Origin of the sequence: Candidatus Avoscillospira sp. LCP25S3_F1, assembly GCF_052117125.1 — a bacterium.
Taxonomy (GTDB): Bacteria; Bacillota; Clostridia; order Oscillospirales; family Oscillospiraceae; genus Avoscillospira_A.
The window spans coordinates 26,216-45,105 of sequence record NZ_JBQKJT010000020.1 but is presented as its reverse complement, the minus strand read 5'-3'; the positions used below and the strand labels follow the sequence as shown (position 1 = coordinate 45,105).

The window sequence follows — 18,890 nt, the reverse complement described above, 5'->3', positions numbered from 1 at the left end:
GGCATATACCTGACAACATTCTATAAAAACGGTTTGCGATTGAACCGCATCGCTTTGTCGAAAAAGAGTGATTCAGCAGAACACCCTTCCCAAACAGCTTATGTTCTTCATGATGTTGCGGAAAGGGGTAAAATCATCGTCCCCTCTGGCACTGTCCACGCCGTCATTGATGGCGATAAGGCGAACGCCACGCTGACGCAGGATTTCCATAATCTGACCGACTTTCAGATAGTCACGACCCATGCGGCTCATGTCCTTGATACACAGGTACTCCACATTCCCGGCTTCAACCTCTTTCATCATTGCCAAAAATCCGGGACGGTCAAAGCAAGTGCCGCTAATGCCATCGTCCGTGAAATGGACAATGTTTGTAAAGCCCTGTCGTGCGGCGAACTCCTCCAACATAGCTTTTTGGAAAGCGATTTGTCAAGGGTGTTTTTTCTTTGCCATGTTTGAATCTGTCTTGCAGCAATATTTGTGCCTACATATAGGATGCCAGAGTATCGAAAACATTGAAACTCTACGAGTAATCGTATATAATAAAAATGGTCATACATTTACCAAACACAAACGATTTCCATACAGGAGGTGTGAGATGGAAGGTTATATATCTATCCGGGTGGCGGCTGAAAAATGGGGTGTGTCCGAGCGCCGGATCAACCAATACTGCTCCGAGGGGCGCATCCCCGGTGCGGAACGGTTTGGCACTTCGTGGGCTATCCCGGAAAGTGCGGAGAAACCCGGCGATCCCCGCAAGCAGAAAAAACAGGCGGCTCCCCCAAAGCCGAAAAAAGCGCCGGAGCTGTTCCCCGGCTTTATGCCCCTGATTAACACGCCCTTTGAGCCGGGGCGCTGTATGCAGACGATTCAAAAAATGAAAGCCGGACCGAAAAGGGACATCGCTCTGGCGGAGTATCACTATTTCAGCGGACAGGCGGAAAAAGCCATGCAGGAAACCGAGGTTTATCTTACGGCGGCTGACAGCGGCATCCGTCTTTCTGCCTGCTGGATTTTTGCATATTCCTGCCTGACCATGGGACGGATTGACCATGCCCGATATGCACTGGACGAGATTAAAAGCACATTGGCTGCGGATGGGCAAACCGCCTCGCCGGTTCGTGCTATGGAAGCCTTTGTTGCGTTTGGGGCGGCGGTGCTGCTGCACCTGCCGCTGCCGGAGGAAATGCCTCCCGCAGAAGATTTTCTGCCGCTGCTGCCGCCTGGTGTGCGAGCCTTTGCGCTGTATGTGCAGGCGCACTATCTCTACTTGAAAGAGGAATACAGCCACAGCGCCGGGATCGTCGAGGCTGCCCTTGCCATGGGCGCATCCGCTTATCCCATTTCCGCCATCTACCTGCATCTGGTGGCGGTGATGGACTACATGAGCATGAAGCAGACCGACCGCGCTCAGGCGCATCTTCTGACGGCATGGGAGGTTGCACGCCCGGACGATCTGATCGAGGGCTTTGGGGAACACCACGGACTTTTGGGGGCCATGCTGGAGGCGGCCATCAAACCAAAATGGCCGGAAGATTTCAAAAGAATTATCGACATTACCTATCGTTTCTCTTCCGGCTGGCGTAGAGTTCATAACCCGGTCACCGGGCATGATGTGGCGGACGATTTGACCACCACCGAGTTTGCGATTGCGATGCTGGCAGCCCGTAACTGGACGACCCAGGAAATCGCGGAACACCTTGATATTTCGGCAAATACGGTCAAAAAGCACATCTTTGAAGCCATGCGGAAATTGGGTATCAAGAACCGGAAAGACCTCAAAAAATATATGCTGCAATGATGCCCCGGAGGGAAAAAACCACGGCTTTTTCCCTCCGGGGGGCACCCGTTTTGGGGGGCCAAACGGGTAATAGGCAAACCTGTTTTTTTGTAGTATAAATGAAGCTGTGTTAATTTCCGAACACAATAACATGAAGGCGGCGATGCTTACAGGCAAAGGGCGGGGAGAAAAATGAAAGTTTACAGAAAAGGTCTTGACAAATGGGATTTAACCCCCATAATTAGACAGACAGACAGACAGACAGACAGACAGACAGACAGACAGACAGACAGACAGACAGACAGACAGACAGACAGACAGACAGACAAGGTAAGTCTGTCCGTTTTTCCTGCCCTGAATTTCATATTGCCATACAAAAGGACGTGCTGCGTCCACAGGTTTTCTGTGGGCGTGGTGCGTCCTTTTTTTGTTTGGAAATCCCCGCGATTACCGGGAAGGGGGTGTCCGTAGTTGTGCAGCCATCGGACTTTGTATGGCGGTTATAAAAAACAGATAAAGGCGCAAATGCGCCGCACCCTCACCGGCGTTTTCATTCCAGAGGCTTGATGATACCAAAACACCGAAACCAATGGGAAGGAGGCTGTGTGATGGAGCAGTACAATCGGTATGAATTTGAGGGCGAAGTGGTGGAAGTCCCCGTATTTTGGGACGACCATCTCCAAAGAGAGGTGGAGGACTACGAGGACTACTGCAAACAGCCCGGTCATACCCCGTCAGGCCGTCCTGTTCTTTTGACTTTTGAGGACGCCTGCCCCCTATGCGGACATGGTGGACGATGACCCCGCAAGCGTGGACTGCGGCTCCTGCCGCCATTACCACCAGTTCCCCGGCTCTCTGCTGGGTGTCTGCCACAATGAGAAAATGCGCTCCGGTGCGGCAAAAGCGGAACAGCCCGGAGCCAATGAGGAGGAAATAAGATGAAAAAACGATTTTTAGCCGCGCTGCTCTGCCTGTGCCTGCTGGTGGGGCTGGTGCCGGGCATGGGCACGACGGCTTTTGCCGCAGGCAGCTACAATATCGGCGACACCGTGACCTTTGCCGGGTATGACTGGTACATCATCGGCACCGAAAGCGATGGCGTAAAAGCCCCCTCTGGCTGCTACACCCTATTTGCGAAAAATAATGGCTTTGGCGATACAGCTTTTGGAAATAGTATAGATTACAAGGACAGCACCCTGCAACAAAAGATGGAGGAAATCGCAAACGACACTCTGTCAGCGTACAAAAATAGCATTGTTGCCCGCACCACGCTGGACGGTATTTCGGGCGAATCACCAACTGATCAGCTTTTGTGGCCGCTTAGTAAAGGTGAGGTGGAAATTTTAGATTTTTCCATGCGAAAATTTGGAAGCAATTACCTTACCCGCACTGGTAAAGTCGCTACATATACGACTGGTGTCACAAATTATGTAGTATATTACGTTAATGTGAATCAGACAGTACCTTTCGTAAATAGCGTTGAATTCGATACTGCCAATGGTTCCATCCGCCCTGCCCTGTATGTGAAAGCCGAGGCGCTGCCGGAAAAGGTTGAGGGAATCCAGGTGGCCTTCGGCGGCCAGTGGTGGTATGTGGTGGGCCAGGGGGAAAAGGGCTCTGTGCCCGGCCCGGAGAACACCGTCACCCTGTTTGAAAATCCGCGGGAAGCCATGGGCGCCCAAGTCATCCTGGCGCAAACTAGCTCGTCAAACTATCTTGGCAGCGATTTGCAACAAAAAATGGCAGATTTTAGCTCCAATCTTAATTTGGCCGGCAAAGAAAGTTCCCTCATCGTTCCCCGCACTCTCACTTCTGCGGACGGGATCAGCGGTGAAACGGCGCATGATCAGCCGTTTTGGCCTCTTTCCAAAGACGAAGCGGACAGAACCGACGCCGAGATTCTTAAGAGTGAACTTTATGATGATGTGACATTTGCAAGATTTTATTGGCTGCGTACGACATATGATACTACGAGTTGGACTACTGTCTATGCTGTGCAGGGAGATACTGGCGATGTGACGAGTGATTTCGCCTCGTATTATAATGGTGTGCGCCCAGCCTTCTATCTGGACATTTCCGATGCGTTCTACCTTGCAAAAGATGCCAAAAGGGTAACGATTGGCGGCAACCCCTACCCGTTGGTGCTGGAAGGCTTTGAGGAATATAAATATACCGTTTTTGACGACAGCCTGAAACTGTCCGTGACCGCCGATCCCACACAGGCGGCCCAGACCGGCGAAACCCTCTCCTTTGGCTATGTTGCCAACACCGGCGAAAATCAGTACCTTTCCTGCGTGCTGACCCCGGACGGCAGCACGGACGTTCTCTATTACAACAAGCTGGTCGAACTGAGCGATACCGCCGCCGCCAGCGGCACGGTCAATATTCCTCTGACCGGCGTTTCGGATGGGAACTACACTCTGCGGCTCTATACGGAGCAGGAAAACAATAGAAGCACCGACTTTGCCAGCCGCACGGTGGACGTTAAGATTACTGCGAAAGACGGCACAGCGTCCATCCGTGATCTGGGTAACATTCAGCTGGTGGGCGATTCCGGCGGTCAGGACGGGCGCGAGGTAGAACTGCGGAACAACGGCACACAAATTCAATGGAAATACACAGACGAGCCGGACACCGCCTGGCGTGACCTTGTGGCGCTGGATGCTATCACCGGCGGCGACGGCGCAGACGGTGCCGACGGCAGAGAAGTGGAACTGCAAGTAGCCAATGGCTATATCCAGTGGCGATACACCACCGGCGCAGACACCGATTGGAAAAACCTGATGCCCCTTTCCGACCTGAAAGGCGAGGACGGTGAAGATGGCCGCGAGGTAGAACTGAAAAACGACGGTAGCAGCATCCTTTGGCGCTATGTGGGCGAGGGCGATGACGCATGGCGGCCTTTGGTTGACCTCTCCGATATTACCGGCTCCGACGGTGCCGACGGCAAACAGGTGGAGCTTCGCGTGGAGGGCGGCTACATCCAATGGAAATATGACGCCGACAGCGACTGGCAAAACCTGATTGCCCTGTCTGCCCTGCAAGGTATCAAAGGCGACAAGGGTGACAAGGGCGACCCCGGCGAGGATGGCGATACCCCCTACATAGGCGACAACGGCAACTGGTGGATCGGCGGCGTTGACACCGGCATCAAGGCCGAGGGAAGCGACGGCTCGGACGGTTCCGATGGCTCCGATGGTAAAGACGGTCAGGACGGAAAGGATGGCCTGACCCCGTATATCGGCAGCAACGGCAACTGGTGGATTGGAACCACCGATACCGGCATTAAAGCCGCAGGCGTCAATGGCGCAGACGGCAAAGACGGTAAAGATGGTATCAACGGTAAAGACGGAGCCAACGGCAAGAATGGTGCGAACGGTAAAGACGGCGCGGACGGCGTTGGAATTGCCGACATCAAGCTGAACGAAAATGGTGAGCTGATCGTCACCCTCACCGATGGCACCGAGAAAAATCTCGGCAAGGTAAAGGGCGAGGACGGCGTTGGTATCTCCGGCGTTTCCATCAATGAAAACGGCGAGCTGATCGTTACCCTCACCGACGGGACAGAACTCAACGCCGGTGCTGTTCCCACCGCCGCAGCCGGGGATTCCAACCTAAAAACCATTGTCTATGTTTCGATGGGAACCGCCGGTATTTCTCTGGCTGGATTGATTGGCCTGCTGGCTTTCCTGCTGACAAAGCGCAAAAGCCTGATTGGGAAGTAAGACAACTCCGTTCTTAAATCCAAAAGGCACTTCCAAAAGCTGCATAAATTTACGAAACAGCAAGTTCAGCAGAAGTCACGGCACATTTACCGTTTTACTCCCATGAGGGGCGCAGGTTTTTCCTGCGCCCCTCATTTTATCTTTCCGGCTCATTTTTCTTTCGAGAGGTCTGCTGCCCTTTCTGTGCCTGCTGCATCATTCTCCGTACTGCCTGCCGCTCTATATCTTCATTCAACATCCGGAAAACCACCTTTTTGCTGTCAAACATCAAAAGCGGGCTGTACTTCTCGCCGTAAACCTCCTGCGCCCGGTGCTCCGCTTCCTGCTCCTTGCCGGGGCGGATGGACTGTTTTGTTTCGTAGAGCTGCACCAGGTCAAAGCCCTGGGCCTGCTCCCGAAGCCCAGCATACTCGTTCAGGGCAGCGTCCAGCTCGGCAGAATATTTCTGTTCCTGTTCTTCCAACCGTTTTAGGCTCTGTTCCATAGCTACAATGTCTTTGGGAAATTTATCGGCGGCATCTTCCTCGGTATATGCCAGCGAGGCCAGAAGCAGATTCTTTTCAGAACGCAGTTCCTCCAAATCCTCTGTCAGTGCCGTTATCTTAGTCGCAAGTTCACGGTGCCGGAACACATGGACAGCAGAGAGCGCCTTTTTCTCGGAAAGCAGACTGCGGCGCTCTTTCGCCTTATTCCGGATGTCTTTTGCAAGCTGATTGTACTGTGTGAGGGCAGGACGCAGCGTATTCAGCGAAGCGTTCAGGCGTTCTTTGCCTTTGCGGAGATACCCCATCTGATAGCAGAATAGCAGCAGATTTTTACGCAGGTTCTCCATGGCCTCGGCAAGCGCCGGGATGGTATTTTTAACTGCCTGCGCCAGCTTTTTGACCTGTCCTCTCAGCTCCCGGAGCAGGGCATTGTCTGCCTTGATCTGCCGGTTCAGTTCACATCGGTCAGAGATAATACCCTTTTTCTCCATGGCTCTGGCAACCACACCCTCATGGACCGTGGGCCGCTCCAGCAGGCCACGCTCAGCATGGCTGCGGTGGTCGATGCGTTCTTCGTGCCCGGTGCGCTCCAGATGGCGGTTTGCCACATCTGCCCATGCAGCCCGCCACAGAACAAGCTGCTCGTCGCTGTTCCAGCGTTCCGTGATGGGATTCTGTCTGCCGAATTTGGTGCTTTTGGGGTATTTGGATACCCGTTCATAGCCCTGTGCCTGCGCTGCGGATGGGGCCATATACACCTTCTTTTTGCCCACTTTGTACTGGTACTGTTTCTCCCAACCGTCGGCCTGCGCCTGTTTGAACTCGGCGGCGGTAAAGCCCCGTTCCTCGCCGTCTTTGACGCAGAGATATTCTTTCTCAGTTTTGTACTGCCATTTTCCCTTTTCATCCAGTGGGCGCACCGTCAACAGGATATGGGCATGGGGATTGTGTCCGGGAGGATACGGGTCGTGGATGGCAGCATCGGCGCACATTCCGTCTGCCACGAACTGCTCCTTGATGAAATCTTGCAGGAGCTGGATTTGTTCCTCCCGGCTCAGTTCTATGGGCAGCGCCGCCACAAATTCACGGGCAAGGCGGCTGTCCTTTGCGGTTTCGGTTTCCTCCACGGCGTTCCACAGGGTTTCCCGATTCTGCCACTCTGCGGGGGCGGTGGCTGGCAGAAAAACCTGCCGCCACCCAAGGCCCTGTTTACGGGTGTAGTCGTGCTGCACCCCGTCATACTCATTGAGCATCCGGGAACAGCTCAGATAGGCCGCAGCAGCCACGGCAGAGCGCCCGGCTCCACGGCTGACTATCTTAGCCTCCAAATGATAAATTGCCATAAATTACCTTGTCCTTTCTGAAAGGGGTGCCCCGAAACAGGGCACCCTTGTTTTCGCTCAGTGCGTCGTGAAATACGACGCACCACCAGCAGGGGCGGAACGATTCGTTCCACCCCTGTATCTGTGTCAAGCTGCCGGTGGCAGGTTGACGCAGGCAGGCGGCGGGATGGGGTGGCAATATACCACCCCATGAACAGGGGCTTCCAAAACGGAAACCCCTGCGTCGACTGCATGGGCAAGGCTGGCAGTTTGGCAGAAATGCAGCCTTGTCCAGCGGCTCCCGCAGGAGTCGCAATCCCCCTCGGAGAGCGCACGTGCCCGACCAGCGGGAGGGCTACCACCGCCTGCTTTAGCAGGTGGTGAGTAAGTGCGCCCTTCGGGATAAAAGAAACGGGACGCTCGGTTGCCCGAACGCCCCTCGTCTTAGTTCTGCCGTGCCAAACTGCATAAATAATCCTCCAACTGTTCCAAAGTCATCTGTGTTGTATGAGGTAATGCCTTCTCCAAAATCGCTCCCTCCTGGATCAGCCGTCGTGTCCTCGCTTTTCGCTCCTTATTACGGTCACGCATCTCGGCTTCCTCCAATCTGTGCTTGGCTTGCAGTAATTTCTTCTCGTCTGTGGTCATAAAAAATCCTCCTGTGGTAGTAAAAATAGGGTTGTTTGGTATCAGACAGATACTAAATACCCGTCCGTTTGGTATCACGCTTTTTCTGTAAATCTTCGTAGTAGCAAAAATGCCCCCGTTTGGTATCGCAGTAATACCAAACGAGGGCAATAGTAGTATCAGAAGCTATCCGCAAAGTCCAATGCCGCAGAAATGTTCTCGTCATCCTCAACAGAGGGAGCTTCAACGGCAGCAGGCGGTGTGAACATCGGCATACCGACGGGCGCAAACCGCAAGCCCTGTTCGATGGCTTCCGTTATTCGTCTGAGAAAAGCATCCTCTTTTTCACGAGTTTCCAAGTAGGGATCAGAAGCAAGCCGTGCCTGTCGTTCAAAGTAGTCGTTGATGGCGGCAACAATCGCCTTACTGTAAGAGCGATATTGCTTTTTGTTCATCCTCTGCAAATGCTCGTAGGCTCGGCGGTCATCCTCATCCGCAAGGTTTAGGCGCAGAGTGGTCGTGTAGATCTGCTTCATACGATGCCGCCTTTTCTGTTCTGCTTCTGCTCGGCAAGCAGCTCATATCCCTTTGCGGTAGCGCAAATATCGTCATTGATAATCACACGGTCTTTGTCGTAGCTGCCGAAGTTTTTGAGAATACAGCTCCCACCGCCTACCACATACAGGCGCATCAGTTCGGGATCGTATTCATGCTCACGCAGTCTGCGGAAGATGCCCTCAGCGTACTCCGTTGCGGTATCACGGATGGCGGTCAGATAACGCTGGCTGATGTCTGCCGTGCCGTGACGGATGACACGTTCAAGGACGGTTTCATCCACCGACACGCCAAACTGTTTCATCAGATTTTCACGCACCGCAAGCATACACTGATTGGTGCCGTACTTCTCGGTGAAGCACTTTTTCGCAAGAGGGCGGCACTCATTGATATACATGACGTTCATCGTGCCGTTGCCAATATCGCAGAGCATATTGATACCCTTGAACTCACGGAGCTTGTCTGCAACCGCAGAAAAACCCTGCGGGAAAATATCTGCGCCGACAAAATCAACGTGGTAGTCAACGCCCTTAAAAGTGAAGTCGGCGCTGTCGTTCTGCAGGAGATATGCCTTGAAGCTGTCCTTCTGTTCGCTCACCCAAGTCAGCGGAAGTCCCGCCGCAAGATGGACACGGGCAGAGGTCAGCTTGCGGATGTTCAACTCACGGGCAACGGCGGCAAGGGTGAGAATATAGTAGTCGCTGTCTGTCATTTTGTCGGAGATAAATTCCTTGTGTTCCTCTCCGATGAGATAATATCTGCCCTCATAGACGAGCAGATTGCTTTTGAAGGTCGGCTCTTTGTCGTAGGCGGCAACGCCCGTCTTGAAGCAGCAGTGGGCGGTCTTGATGTTGCCGTAGCCGTGGTCGATACCGATGATGATGGGGTTGGTGTTGTTCATAAAATTCATAGAGATTCCTTTCTGCCGCTTTGCGGCGATACAAAAATATGGTTCTGAGTGAAAGTTGCCAATTTGGCGACTTTCAGTTTAAGCTCGGAGTGAAAAGTGCCAAGCTGGCACTTTTCACTTTTTGAAAACAAATGAAAAGTCCGATTTTGAGACTTTTCACGTTGCGGTGATCGTCTTGGTAAGAGGTCAAAATGACCACTTACCACAAGTGGACGATTTGTCCACTTGCGGTGAAAAGGGCATAAAAAATCAAGTGGACATTTTGCCCACTTGAAAACAGAAGAAGCGGATCGACCTACATCAATCCGCTTCAAATATCGTTATGCTGTTTTTTGTTCGTTTTCCGGCGGTGCCTGTTCGTGCTTTGCTTCTCGCAGAGCTTTCTTTCGTTCGCCCTGCCGCTTGATCTGCGCCGCATACCGGCAATTATCAGAGCAGTATTTAACGCTGTTTCGTGTCGTGGTAAAAACCTTGCCGCAGTGCTCACAGGTAAGCTCACGGCTGCGTTCTTTTGCTGCTTCCTGCCGGTAATACCTCGCTCTGCAATTCGCATCGCAGAACAGCTTTGCCGTTGACCTTGCTTCAAAGGTCTTACCACAGCACTTACAGGTCTGCGTGATGGGAACGCCTACGGTACGTTCGCCGGTTTTCAGCTTTTGGTAGCGTTCACGGCTGCGGGCACGTTCTTTCTTCAAGAACTCCTGCCGCTTGATTTCTTCCTCGGTCAGCTCCGGTGCGGGAAGCTCAAAATGCCCGATGAATTTCAGATAAATCTCAATCTCCTGCACTCTGTCGCCGTCCACCTTTTCGGGAGCATGGACAATGATCTTGTCGATGAACTCGTTAATCATCATCGTGGTCAGCTCGGAAAAGTCGGTGTATTTCCTCGCCAACTCCATAAACTGCTCCACACGGACGGTATCTTCCTCAAAAGAGGATACCCGCTGTTCGGCCTCCATCACGGATGCCTGCAAGGATTTCTGCTCGGTTTCGTACTCGGCAAGCAGGGTATCGAAGCGTTCATCGGTAATTCGTCCGATGGCAAAGGACTCATAGAGCTTTTTTATGATGTTGTCAAGTTCGGCAATCCGCTTCTTGTCCTTGTTCAGCTTACGCTTGGTTTCCTTTGCCGCTTCCTTTTGCTTGATCTGGGAAGCAGCCCGCACCTTTTCGGCAAATTCCTCTTGGTTGGAAATCGCAAAGGTACTGACGGTGCGGATGGTGTTCAGAACAAGCTCCCGAACCGCTTTCGTGCGGATATAGTGACCGCAGCAGGCGTGGGTGCGCTTTTGGTGTGCCAGCGTATAGGTGGAGCAATCGTAGAAGTCAGAGGGATAGGGGCTGCTCTCCGTGCCGCCTTTGGAACGGTGGTTGGTCATCTTCGCTCCGCAGTCGGCGCAGAACAGAAGTCCCGTCAAGGGATTGGCTTCGCCAAGCGTATCGTGGCGTCTCGGTGTCTTGCGGAGCTTCTGTGCAAGCTCCCACGTTTCTTTATCCACGATGGCTTCGTGGGTGTTCTCAAAGATCAGCCAGTCCTCTTTGGGATTCATCACGGGATTTTTATCCTTGTAGGACTGCTTGTGAGAACGGAAGTTGACCGTATGCCCCATATATTCGGGCTTGGAAAGAATGCTTCCGACGATATATCCACTCCAGTTATACGGGTTGGGAAATTCCTCTTTGCTTTTCCAAACGCCTTTCTTCTGCTTACCGAGGTAAACGGCAGGTGTTTCTACCTTATCATCATAGAGGATACGGGCAATGTCATACGGGCCTTTGCCCTCGATGGTCAGACGGAATATCCTGCGGACAACCTCGGCGGCTTCCTCGTCGATATACCAACTGTACTTGTCACCGGGCATTTTCTTGTAGCCATAGATGGCACAGTTGGTGGTAGGCTTGCCCGATTCGCCTTTTACACGGATAGCGGTGCGCTGTTTGCGGCTCAAGTCTCGTAAATACCATTCGTTCATGATATTCAAAAAAGGCGCAAACTCATTGCTGTTCTGGTCATCGCTGTCCACGCTGTTGGCAATCGCAACAAAGTGAACGCCGTGCTGACGGAAGAACACTTCCGTGTAAAAACCCGTTTGCAGGTAGTCACGACCCGCCCTGCTCATATCTTTTACAATGACATGAGCGACCTTGCCCGCTTCAATATCAGCGATCAGCCGCTTCCACGCAGGACGTTCAAAATTACCGCCACTCCAACCGTCATCCGTATAGTGGACGATGTTGGTGTAACCTTTCTGCTCGGCATAGCTTTCGAGGTATTTTTTCTGATTGACAATGCTGTTGCTATCGCCAACCTGGTCATCGTCACGGGAAAGTCTCTCATACAATGCCGTAATTTTATTGGGATCTTGTCCCACAGTCTGTTTCACGCTCATCATGATGCGCTCCTTTCAGACTGTCGGCTCATTTGTGGTGCTTTTATTATATCATACTTTTCGCAATTTGTGTGGACTTCATTGCGAATAATTCGTAAAATTTTATCTTCCATCGTTTCTGTGCTGCTATCATTGAACACGACCTTGACCTTGTAGGTAGTGCTGCCGATGCGGTGGGTGGTATAAGCAAAGTTCTTGTTTTCTTTTTTTACCATAGGCAAATTTCCTCCATAGATTGAAAAATTCATAATTTTGGTGTATAATGATAATAGTTCCGATGACGTGTAACCATTTTGCCGACAAAAACGGCATAGGGCATACAAACACATTACCGGCACAAAAATAGCCCCCGAAAAGCCTTGCAGATCAAGGCTTTTCAGAGGCTAATTCGTTACATAGCGTCTTACTGTCGCTTCTTTTCTCTGTGCTTACGCACTCTTGCCGCCGTTTGCTTGCGTCTTGCTTCTGCGGCGCACTTGTTGGAACAGTAGGCTCGTTTACTGTTCTTCTGAAAATGCTTGCCGCATTCCTTGCAGACGGCAAGAGGCATCGGCTCGAATACGGCTTGCAGTTCTTTATCTTCCGGCAGTACAGCCTTGCGAAAATAACTGCACAGCCCACTGCATGAGTAGCATACCCCGAACATATAGCACTCACAGTCCAGCGGCAGGCAGCCGTATTCCTTGTCGTAGTTGGCGCACTTGGAGACAACCAACTTCTTGATCTGTCTTTTCTCCTTTCCCGTCAGCTCACGATAGGTTTTGGTCATAGGCAGTTTTCTCCTTTCTTTTAGTGTCGGTTGTAATATAAATGCAGATAAATTATATTACTCCCTCACTAATAGGAGAAATACAGGGTGTTTAGCGGAACTGTTTTTTCGGAAAATCAAAGAAAATTTGAAAAATATTTTTGAAGGGAGGTTTCTTACGGTGTACGACAATCCCAAACGATATGAAAATGACAGTCTTTATGAAGATGAAGATACTGATTACGAAGATGAATATGAAGCGGACGATTCCGATTACATAGTGGATGACGAGGACGAAGAAGATGAAAACGCCCTTTGGGATGATGCGGAAGAAGATTCCGCCGATAAGGACGATACCGATGAACCTCCCGAAAAGAAGCGAAGGAAGCGAAAGAAGTCCGTCTTTGCCGACAGCGATACCGATGCAGACGAAGCGGAAGCCGAGGAATACGAAAAGACACGGCGCAGACTTGCAAAGGAACAGCGTATCATTGATGAAATAGAAGCCGATGCCGCAGAAAATCCCATAGAGGATGATAGTGACGATTCCGGGGACGAGCAGCCTGAACGAAAGCTCTTGAAGCGTGAACTTCGGGCGCAGGCTCTAAAGCGGTTAGAAGATTCTGCCCGAACGCTCAAAGATTACGAAAATCTTGTGGCGTGGTATGACCGGCTCGATGCTAACCGCCAACGCAGGGAGCGTTATCACGAACTATTCCGCAGCGGCGACGATGTTCCACTTGATTACGGTGCATCCGAGGATGCTCTGTGTTTCCCCGACACACTGAACGATGTATTAAAGCGGCAGGAGCGCAAGGGCGATTTCATAGATACGATCTTTTACTGTCCTTACGATATACACGAGCTTGTGACGGATGCGGATATGTCCGTCATTCTGCGGGAGCTGAACGAGGATCACAAGTTCCTCTTGTTCCTGTCTGCGCTGCGGCAGTACAGTTCTGTCAAGATCGCCGCTATCCGTGGGCAGTCAGACCGCAACATCCGCAAGGTGCGGAATACGATGCTCAAAAAGATACGAAAAAAGCTGCTTGCCGCACTAACCGAAAAAGTGCAGGCACAGCAGCCGTTGACCTTGCTTGAAAAAGAATTTCTGAAAGAAAATGGTGTGGATATTGAAAAAACCACGAAAAAGTAGTATAATAGTAATATAATTGTGAATTATACGGGTTACAATATATAGTGGAGGGTTTTGACGATGAAAAGCCTTTTTGAACGCACCAGTTCCAACTGGGTGCGATATAGTGAATATGAATGGAAAGCGGCGGAGGATGGCACCCTGTTCCTCACGCCTACAAAAACGGCACATCCGAGCATTTATGACCCACTGAGCGAGTATCAGCGGATTGTCCTGGATGCTGTTAATATCGGGCGGATGGGTATGAGCAAGAAGCCGGATGCCGAGATACAGAAGGCAATTCAGCAGTTTGCGGTGAAATACGGTCTGTTTGGCTTGATGACCGCTTTGCCGACCACACCGAACTTTATGGAATATGAGGCGGTATATCTGCCGAAAAACCATTTCATCCGTGAGGAAACCATGTCCACCGAGGACTATCTGGATTTATTTTTCCCTTTTGAGAAGCCCGATGTGGTCAAGCGTGGCATTGAATCCATGTGGAACATACAGAATGACCGTGTGATGATGGCGCTTGCTATGACGATGAGCGATAAGCCGATGGCGGTCAATATGAGCTTTCAGCGTGAGTATGCTGAACGCTATGAGTGGATGAAACAACAGTTTACCGATTGGGCATTTAACTTTACCACAAGTATGCTGTACTATGAGGATTACGACCATCTGAACGATGAAACACGGATGATGATGCAGCAGAGTATGGCATCCTTCGGCGGCATTGCGCCCACATATCATATCGCTTTGCTTGATAAGCCTACGATTGTATGGGATTTCCACTCCATGCTGCTTGGCGTACAGATGATGTTCAGCTTTATGCTGACCGACAGCGAAAAGCCGATGCGCCTTTGCAGACATTGTACGCAGGCGTTTGTGGCAAGCAGACCGAGTGCTATCTTCTGCAGCCCGCAGTGCAAGAATAAGTATAACGTGTATAAGAGCAGAACGAAGGAAAAGAAGGAATGATGGGAAAGGAAACGATTTTATGATAGACAGATGGATTGCAGAAGCAACGGAATGTGATTTCAAGGTTGCTTTGGAAGTAAAGAAGCCGAAAAGCTGGCTCAAAAGTGTCAGCGCCTTTGCCAACGGTATCGGCGGCACTCTCTTTTTCGGCATAGATAATGACAGAAACGTAATCGGTTTGGATGATGCGCAGACCGATGCGGAGACGATCAGTCGCTTAATCAAGGAGCGCATCACGCCGTACCCGAACTTTATCCTCGCTCCCGAACGGGAGAACGGCAAGGACATTCTTGTGCTGTCCGTTTCCGCAGGACGCTCCACGCCTTATTATTACAAAGCCGATGGTGTGATGGAAGCATATATCCGTATTGGCAACGAAAGTGTGATTGCTCCGTCGTATGTATTGAATCAGCTTCTTCTCAAGGGTATGAACCGCACCTATGATGCGCTGCTCTCAGAGTACGATTTCAAAGACTTTGCTTACTCAAAGATGCGTGAACGCTACAAGGCTTGGACGGGCAATAGTATGGAGGAAAAGCTGTTTGATTCCTTTGAAATGCGGGATGACCACGGCAAGCTGACCAATGCAGGCGCATTGCTTGCGGACGATGCCCCGATCAAGCACTCCCGTCTGTTCTGTACCCGATGGAACGGACTTGATAAAAGCGGTGGTATGGTGGATGCACTCGACAGCGCAGAGTATTCCGGCAGCTTGATTATTCTGCTCAACGAGGGTGTAGGCTTTGTAAAGCGGAATATGAAAACACGTTGGAAGAAAACTGCTAATTCCCGTATTGAAATGCCCGATTACTGTGAGCGAAGCGTTTTTGAAGCCCTTGTCAATGCGCTGATCCATCGTGACTATCTGATTTTGGGCAGCGAAGTCCATATCGACATTTACGATGACCGTCTTACCATTACTTCTCCCGGCGGCATGGCAGACGGCACACGGATACAGGAAAGAGATATATCCAACATTTCCTCCACCCGCCGCAACCCCGTCCTTGCTGACATTTTCGGCAGATTGGGCTATATGGAGCGTCAAGGCAGCGGATTTAAGAAGATCACGGAATCTTACCGTGCAGCCCATAACTACCGTGACGAATTGGAGCCGAAATTTTATTCCGATGCGAGCTCGTTCCAAGTTACGCTGTATAACTTGAATTATGGAACTGATGAAATAGGAGCTGTCGGAGAAGAAAAAGTGGCGCTCGAACAGGAAAAAGTAGCGTTTGAGGCTAAAAAGGTAGCGTTTGAACACTCCATTTCTGAATTAAAGCTCAATAAGCCCACCAAAGATAATATTCTGTCCTTGTTTGAGAATTTTGGATATGATGTTCCTTTCTCCCGCGCAGATGTAATTGAATTATGTGGTTTAGCCCCGTCCTCCGCAGGCAAGATGTTGAGCAAAATAAAAGAATTTGATTTAATTGCGCCTGCAACCGAACAAGGCAGAGGTAAGTACATTTTCATCGAAGTAAAAAAATAATGCTGTTATCAGTCGCCCAAGGTGACTGTAAAGGTGACTGATCGCCCCAGAAAAAGATAATGCCCGTTATCAGCCATAAAGCCGATAACGGGCATTCGATTAAGCATATACAAGTTCGGTCAAGATGATTTCCTCCGCACGGTTGCGGATGCTGTTCATGCGGCGTACCCATTCCATTTGGTCTGCCGCTTTGAGTGCTTCGGTCACGCCCTCCTGTTTCGCCATAGCGGGAACGATGGTTTCCATACGCTCGTTGCAGGCTTGGTCGATCTCGGACAGATGCTTGAACAGCGTACCCTCCATCACATAATTGGTGTAGAGGATTTTTCGGTGTTCTTTCAGATAACAGCGGCGCATACGCCCGTATTTGCCGATCTGATAATCGCCGTCATCCGGCAAAACGATGTTGGGGATGAAATAATCACCCACTTGACGATATGTACCGCCCATTTCCTCAAATAGAGATTTCATAGCAATTCAGCTCCTTTTGTGTTGATTTTCAGCGGTTATAAGGCTTTTTCTGCTCCTTTCTTACAACTGCTTTTCAATTCTCCACAAATGAGCCGCAGTCATATGTATTAGGGTGGAGAAACCACCCTTTACATATTACCACTTGATTGGAAATGGAATTGCTCTCACGCTGCTGGTCATCATCTTTGCCAAAGTCATCACGGCTCAATCGTTCGTACAGAGCTGTGATTTTCTCGTTTTTTCTCATAACTTGCGCTCCTTTCTTCGGTTTTAGGTTGTGTGTTCTAAGAGACTTCCCAACCGCTTGATTAAGAAGTCTTTTAGAGCATACAACACCGGCGGCCAGCTTGTACTTCTTGTACTGCCGGACTGCAAAATGGTTGGGTTTTTCGGCCTCCAGCGCATCAAACATCAGGTCAACGGGGTTTTTGAACTCCTCGTCATCCTCCCGGACCTCCATGGCGTTGATGAACTCGATGAGAGTGGCGAAATTCTGTTCCTCCACCGGGGCCTCGTAGTGGATATACCCGATAAGGGCGCAGTACAAAAGCGTCTCTGCCTTGACCCAAAAATCGTCCCCGGCCTTGCCCTCTCCCTTGGTGTTGGCAATTAAGGTCGTGACCAGCTTCAAAATGTCTTTCTCGCTGTGAATATACGAAAAAGGGTTGTAGTGCATACTTTTTTTGAAGTTGATGGTATTGAGGACTTTTATCTGGTATGGCTCATAGATGACCTTGCCGTGCTTATCCTTCATGGGCTTTCCGTCTTTGCCCAGCTTGGGGGTGCCGCGCTGGAGCATTTTTCCGCACTCCACCAGGATGGTGCCTTTCGGATCGATTTTGTCAAGATAGAAGAAGGAAATGTCACAAACAATTTTCAATTTAGAAATTGTCCGTTTTCACATCATCACGCATCAATCGCTTCATCTTGTCCTCCAAGGTGTCCTTGCTCTCTTTGCTGAAATGAACGCCGATAACATAGGTGGTGTTGCCCATTCTCATATAGAACGAGCCTGTCGGATTGGGTCTTTTGTTTTTTACAGTTGCGGTGTTCTGTGTCATGCGATACCTCCTTGAAATGGAAAAAGCCAGACAGGGTGTGAGGGTCGGCAACGAAGTCCGGCAACGGGCTTCAAAAAACCTCGAACATAGTCCTATCTGGCTCTTATATTATTTTTACTTTTTTCTTTGATTTCTCCGTTGCTTTCGTTGCCGGAGAAGAAAACTCCTTGTAAATAAAGGGGTTTTAAGGGATTAGCCCTGCAACGGGGTCGGCAACGGGATTGCAACTGGCTCGGCAACACGGTCAGTTTTTCAGAATGGAAGTTCCATCTGTCGGGCTTCTTCCTCGGTCAGTTCACGAAAACCGTCCGGCAGATTTGAGCCTGTTGCCGTTAGCTCGTTGCCGGACAGAGGGATGCGTTCCCATCCTCGCTGTCTGCCGTACTTGGCAAAGATACGAGGATTGGAAAACGGTGTCCATCCCTCAATGCTGTTGTTCATGATCTCGTTGATTTCTCGGATTTCCCATTGCTTCGGCTCGTCAAAGGGATGGTTCAGAGCTTCTGCATAAATCAGCTTGGAGCAGACCTGTGTGCCGCCAAAGTTATCAAGGAAAGACTGGATAAGTCCTGCCTTGGTGTCCTCCGGCATGAATTGCTTTTGCAGTTCTCGCAGTTCCTTGTCCATATCCTTTGATAAGGTCAGCTTGACAGGGAAATTATGATAGATGAACATGGCTTCTGCCCACATAAGGTCAATGAAAGCTCTGGATGCAGCTTCATCTTCCAGAATGTGAATAGCAGCCCTTTCGGGGTATACCATGATGGGCAGGAACCTACGGTTGCCGCTTCGGTCAAGAGGCAGAAAGTCCATTGTGTTGGAGCTGCCGCCGAACACACATTGTCGCAGTCTGTCTGCCGGATGGGTTTCATACGGCACTTTATAGGTTTCTTTCGCCCTGCTGATAAAGGACTTGATTTCCTCGATACTCTTGGCATTGGCTGTGGCAATCATTTCCGACATTTCGATTATCCAATGTCCCTGCATTTTGCGGTAAACATTGTCATCGTCAATCTTTTTCAGGTCATCGGAAAACCATTCGTCTTTGACAGCAAGCAGTCGGAAGAAAGTGGACTTTCCTGCACCTTGCCCACCAACAAGGCAGAGCATGACTTCAAATTTACATCCGGGCTTGAACACTCTGCTGATAGCTCCCAACATGAACAGTCGCAAGCATTGATAACGGTCTGCTTAACTGCTTCAAATACATT

General features: G+C 50.5%; 16 protein-coding genes and 3 pseudogenes. 7 read left to right on the top strand and 12 right to left on the bottom strand.

Annotated elements, in window-relative coordinates; genetic code table 11:
* Positions 1-108 precede the first annotated feature (108 nt).
* A pseudogene (locus tag ACTQ33_RS14550) lies at positions 109-423 on the bottom strand (recombinase family protein); the annotation flags it as partial.
* 172 nt (positions 424-595) lie between these two features.
* Here ACTQ33_RS14550 and ACTQ33_RS14545 point away from each other — a divergent pair.
* The 4 genes from ACTQ33_RS14545 to ACTQ33_RS14530 all read left to right on the top strand — a co-directional run bounded on the left by ACTQ33_RS14545 (position 596) and on the right by ACTQ33_RS14530 (position 5,502).
* Positions 596-1,798 (top strand): LuxR C-terminal-related transcriptional regulator, encoded by a 1,203-nt coding sequence (locus ACTQ33_RS14545; RefSeq protein ID WP_346786312.1) that lies wholly within the window; start codon positions 596-598, stop codon positions 1,796-1,798.
* A 587-nt stretch (positions 1,799-2,385) separates the two neighbouring features.
* On the top strand, positions 2,386-2,577 hold the full coding sequence (locus ACTQ33_RS14540; RefSeq protein WP_441465260.1) for a hypothetical protein: 192 nt from the start codon (positions 2,386-2,388) through the stop codon (positions 2,575-2,577).
* A complete protein-coding gene (locus tag ACTQ33_RS14535; protein ID WP_441465259.1) occupies positions 2,564-2,719 on the top strand; it encodes a hypothetical protein in 156 nt (51 codons plus the stop codon). Before ACTQ33_RS14540 ends, ACTQ33_RS14535 begins: the two co-directional genes overlap by 14 nt.
* Positions 2,716-5,502, top strand: coding sequence for a hypothetical protein (locus ACTQ33_RS14530; protein WP_441465258.1), 2,787 nt, complete (start codon positions 2,716-2,718; stop codon positions 5,500-5,502). Before ACTQ33_RS14535 ends, ACTQ33_RS14530 begins: the two co-directional genes overlap by 4 nt.
* 136 nt (positions 5,503-5,638) lie before the next feature.
* On the opposite strand, the gene mobQ is transcribed toward ACTQ33_RS14530, so the two are convergent.
* The 7 genes from mobQ to ACTQ33_RS14495 all read right to left on the bottom strand — a co-directional run bounded on the left by mobQ (position 5,639) and on the right by ACTQ33_RS14495 (position 12,560).
* Complete coding sequence (gene mobQ / locus ACTQ33_RS14525; RefSeq protein WP_441465257.1) at positions 5,639-7,330, bottom strand: MobQ family relaxase; 1,692 nt, start codon at positions 7,328-7,330, stop codon at positions 5,639-5,641.
* 423 nt (positions 7,331-7,753) lie between these two features.
* Entirely contained in the window at positions 7,754-7,957 is a 204-nt protein-coding gene (locus ACTQ33_RS14520; RefSeq protein ID WP_216402202.1) for a DUF3847 domain-containing protein, read from the bottom strand.
* A 158-nt stretch (positions 7,958-8,115) separates the two neighbouring features.
* A complete protein-coding gene (locus ACTQ33_RS14515; RefSeq protein WP_441465256.1) occupies positions 8,116-8,472 on the bottom strand; it encodes a hypothetical protein in 357 nt (118 codons plus the stop codon).
* On the bottom strand, positions 8,469-9,401 hold the full coding sequence (locus ACTQ33_RS14510) for a ParM/StbA family protein (RefSeq protein WP_441465255.1): 933 nt from the start codon (positions 9,399-9,401) through the stop codon (positions 8,469-8,471). The genes ACTQ33_RS14515 and ACTQ33_RS14510 overlap by 4 nt, the downstream gene beginning before the upstream one ends.
* Positions 9,402-9,721: 320 nt before the next feature.
* A complete protein-coding gene (locus tag ACTQ33_RS14505) occupies positions 9,722-11,794 on the bottom strand; it encodes a recombinase family protein (RefSeq protein WP_441465254.1) in 2,073 nt (690 codons plus the stop codon).
* On the bottom strand, positions 11,791-12,006 hold the full coding sequence (locus ACTQ33_RS14500; RefSeq protein ID WP_441465253.1) for a transposon-encoded TnpW family protein: 216 nt from the start codon (positions 12,004-12,006) through the stop codon (positions 11,791-11,793). Before ACTQ33_RS14500 ends, ACTQ33_RS14505 begins: the two co-directional genes overlap by 4 nt.
* 188 nt (positions 12,007-12,194) lie before the next feature.
* The gene (locus tag ACTQ33_RS14495; RefSeq protein ID WP_441465252.1) at positions 12,195-12,560 is read right to left on the bottom strand and encodes a cysteine-rich VLP protein; all 366 of its coding nucleotides are present in this window, start codon (positions 12,558-12,560) and stop codon (positions 12,195-12,197) included.
* 160 nt (positions 12,561-12,720) lie between these two features.
* On the opposite strand from ACTQ33_RS14495, the gene ACTQ33_RS14490 reads away from it, so the two are divergent.
* From ACTQ33_RS14490 to ACTQ33_RS14480, 3 genes are read left to right on the top strand one after another with little or no spacing between them, the layout of a single operon-like run.
* The gene (locus tag ACTQ33_RS14490) at positions 12,721-13,695 is read left to right on the top strand and encodes a sigma-70 family RNA polymerase sigma factor (RefSeq protein WP_441465251.1); all 975 of its coding nucleotides are present in this window, start codon (positions 12,721-12,723) and stop codon (positions 13,693-13,695) included.
* Positions 13,696-13,755: 60 nt separating this feature from the next.
* Positions 13,756-14,658: a hypothetical protein gene (locus tag ACTQ33_RS14485; RefSeq protein WP_441465250.1), complete on the top strand. Its 903-nt coding sequence runs from the start codon at positions 13,756-13,758 to the stop codon at positions 14,656-14,658.
* A gap of 19 nt (positions 14,659-14,677) precedes the next feature.
* Complete coding sequence (locus ACTQ33_RS14480; RefSeq protein WP_441465249.1) at positions 14,678-16,147, top strand: ATP-binding protein; 1,470 nt, start codon at positions 14,678-14,680, stop codon at positions 16,145-16,147.
* A gap of 99 nt (positions 16,148-16,246) precedes the next feature.
* Here ACTQ33_RS14480 and ACTQ33_RS14475 read toward each other — a convergent pair whose 3' ends face one another.
* The 4 genes and pseudogenes from ACTQ33_RS14475 to ACTQ33_RS14460 all read right to left on the bottom strand — a co-directional run.
* The gene (locus ACTQ33_RS14475) at positions 16,247-16,618 is read right to left on the bottom strand and encodes a TnpV protein (protein WP_441465248.1); all 372 of its coding nucleotides are present in this window, start codon (positions 16,616-16,618) and stop codon (positions 16,247-16,249) included.
* Between the two features lie 307 nt (positions 16,619-16,925).
* Positions 16,926-17,453, bottom strand: a pseudogene (locus tag ACTQ33_RS14470) (type IV secretory system conjugative DNA transfer family protein); the annotation flags it as partial.
* 46 nt (positions 17,454-17,499) lie between these two features.
* On the bottom strand, positions 17,500-17,679 hold the full coding sequence (locus ACTQ33_RS14465; protein ID WP_161275391.1) for a transposon-encoded TnpW family protein: 180 nt from the start codon (positions 17,677-17,679) through the stop codon (positions 17,500-17,502).
* Between the two features lie 252 nt (positions 17,680-17,931).
* A pseudogene (locus ACTQ33_RS14460) lies at positions 17,932-18,861 on the bottom strand (VapE domain-containing protein); the annotation flags it as partial.
* Positions 18,862-18,890: the final 29 nt, after the last annotated feature.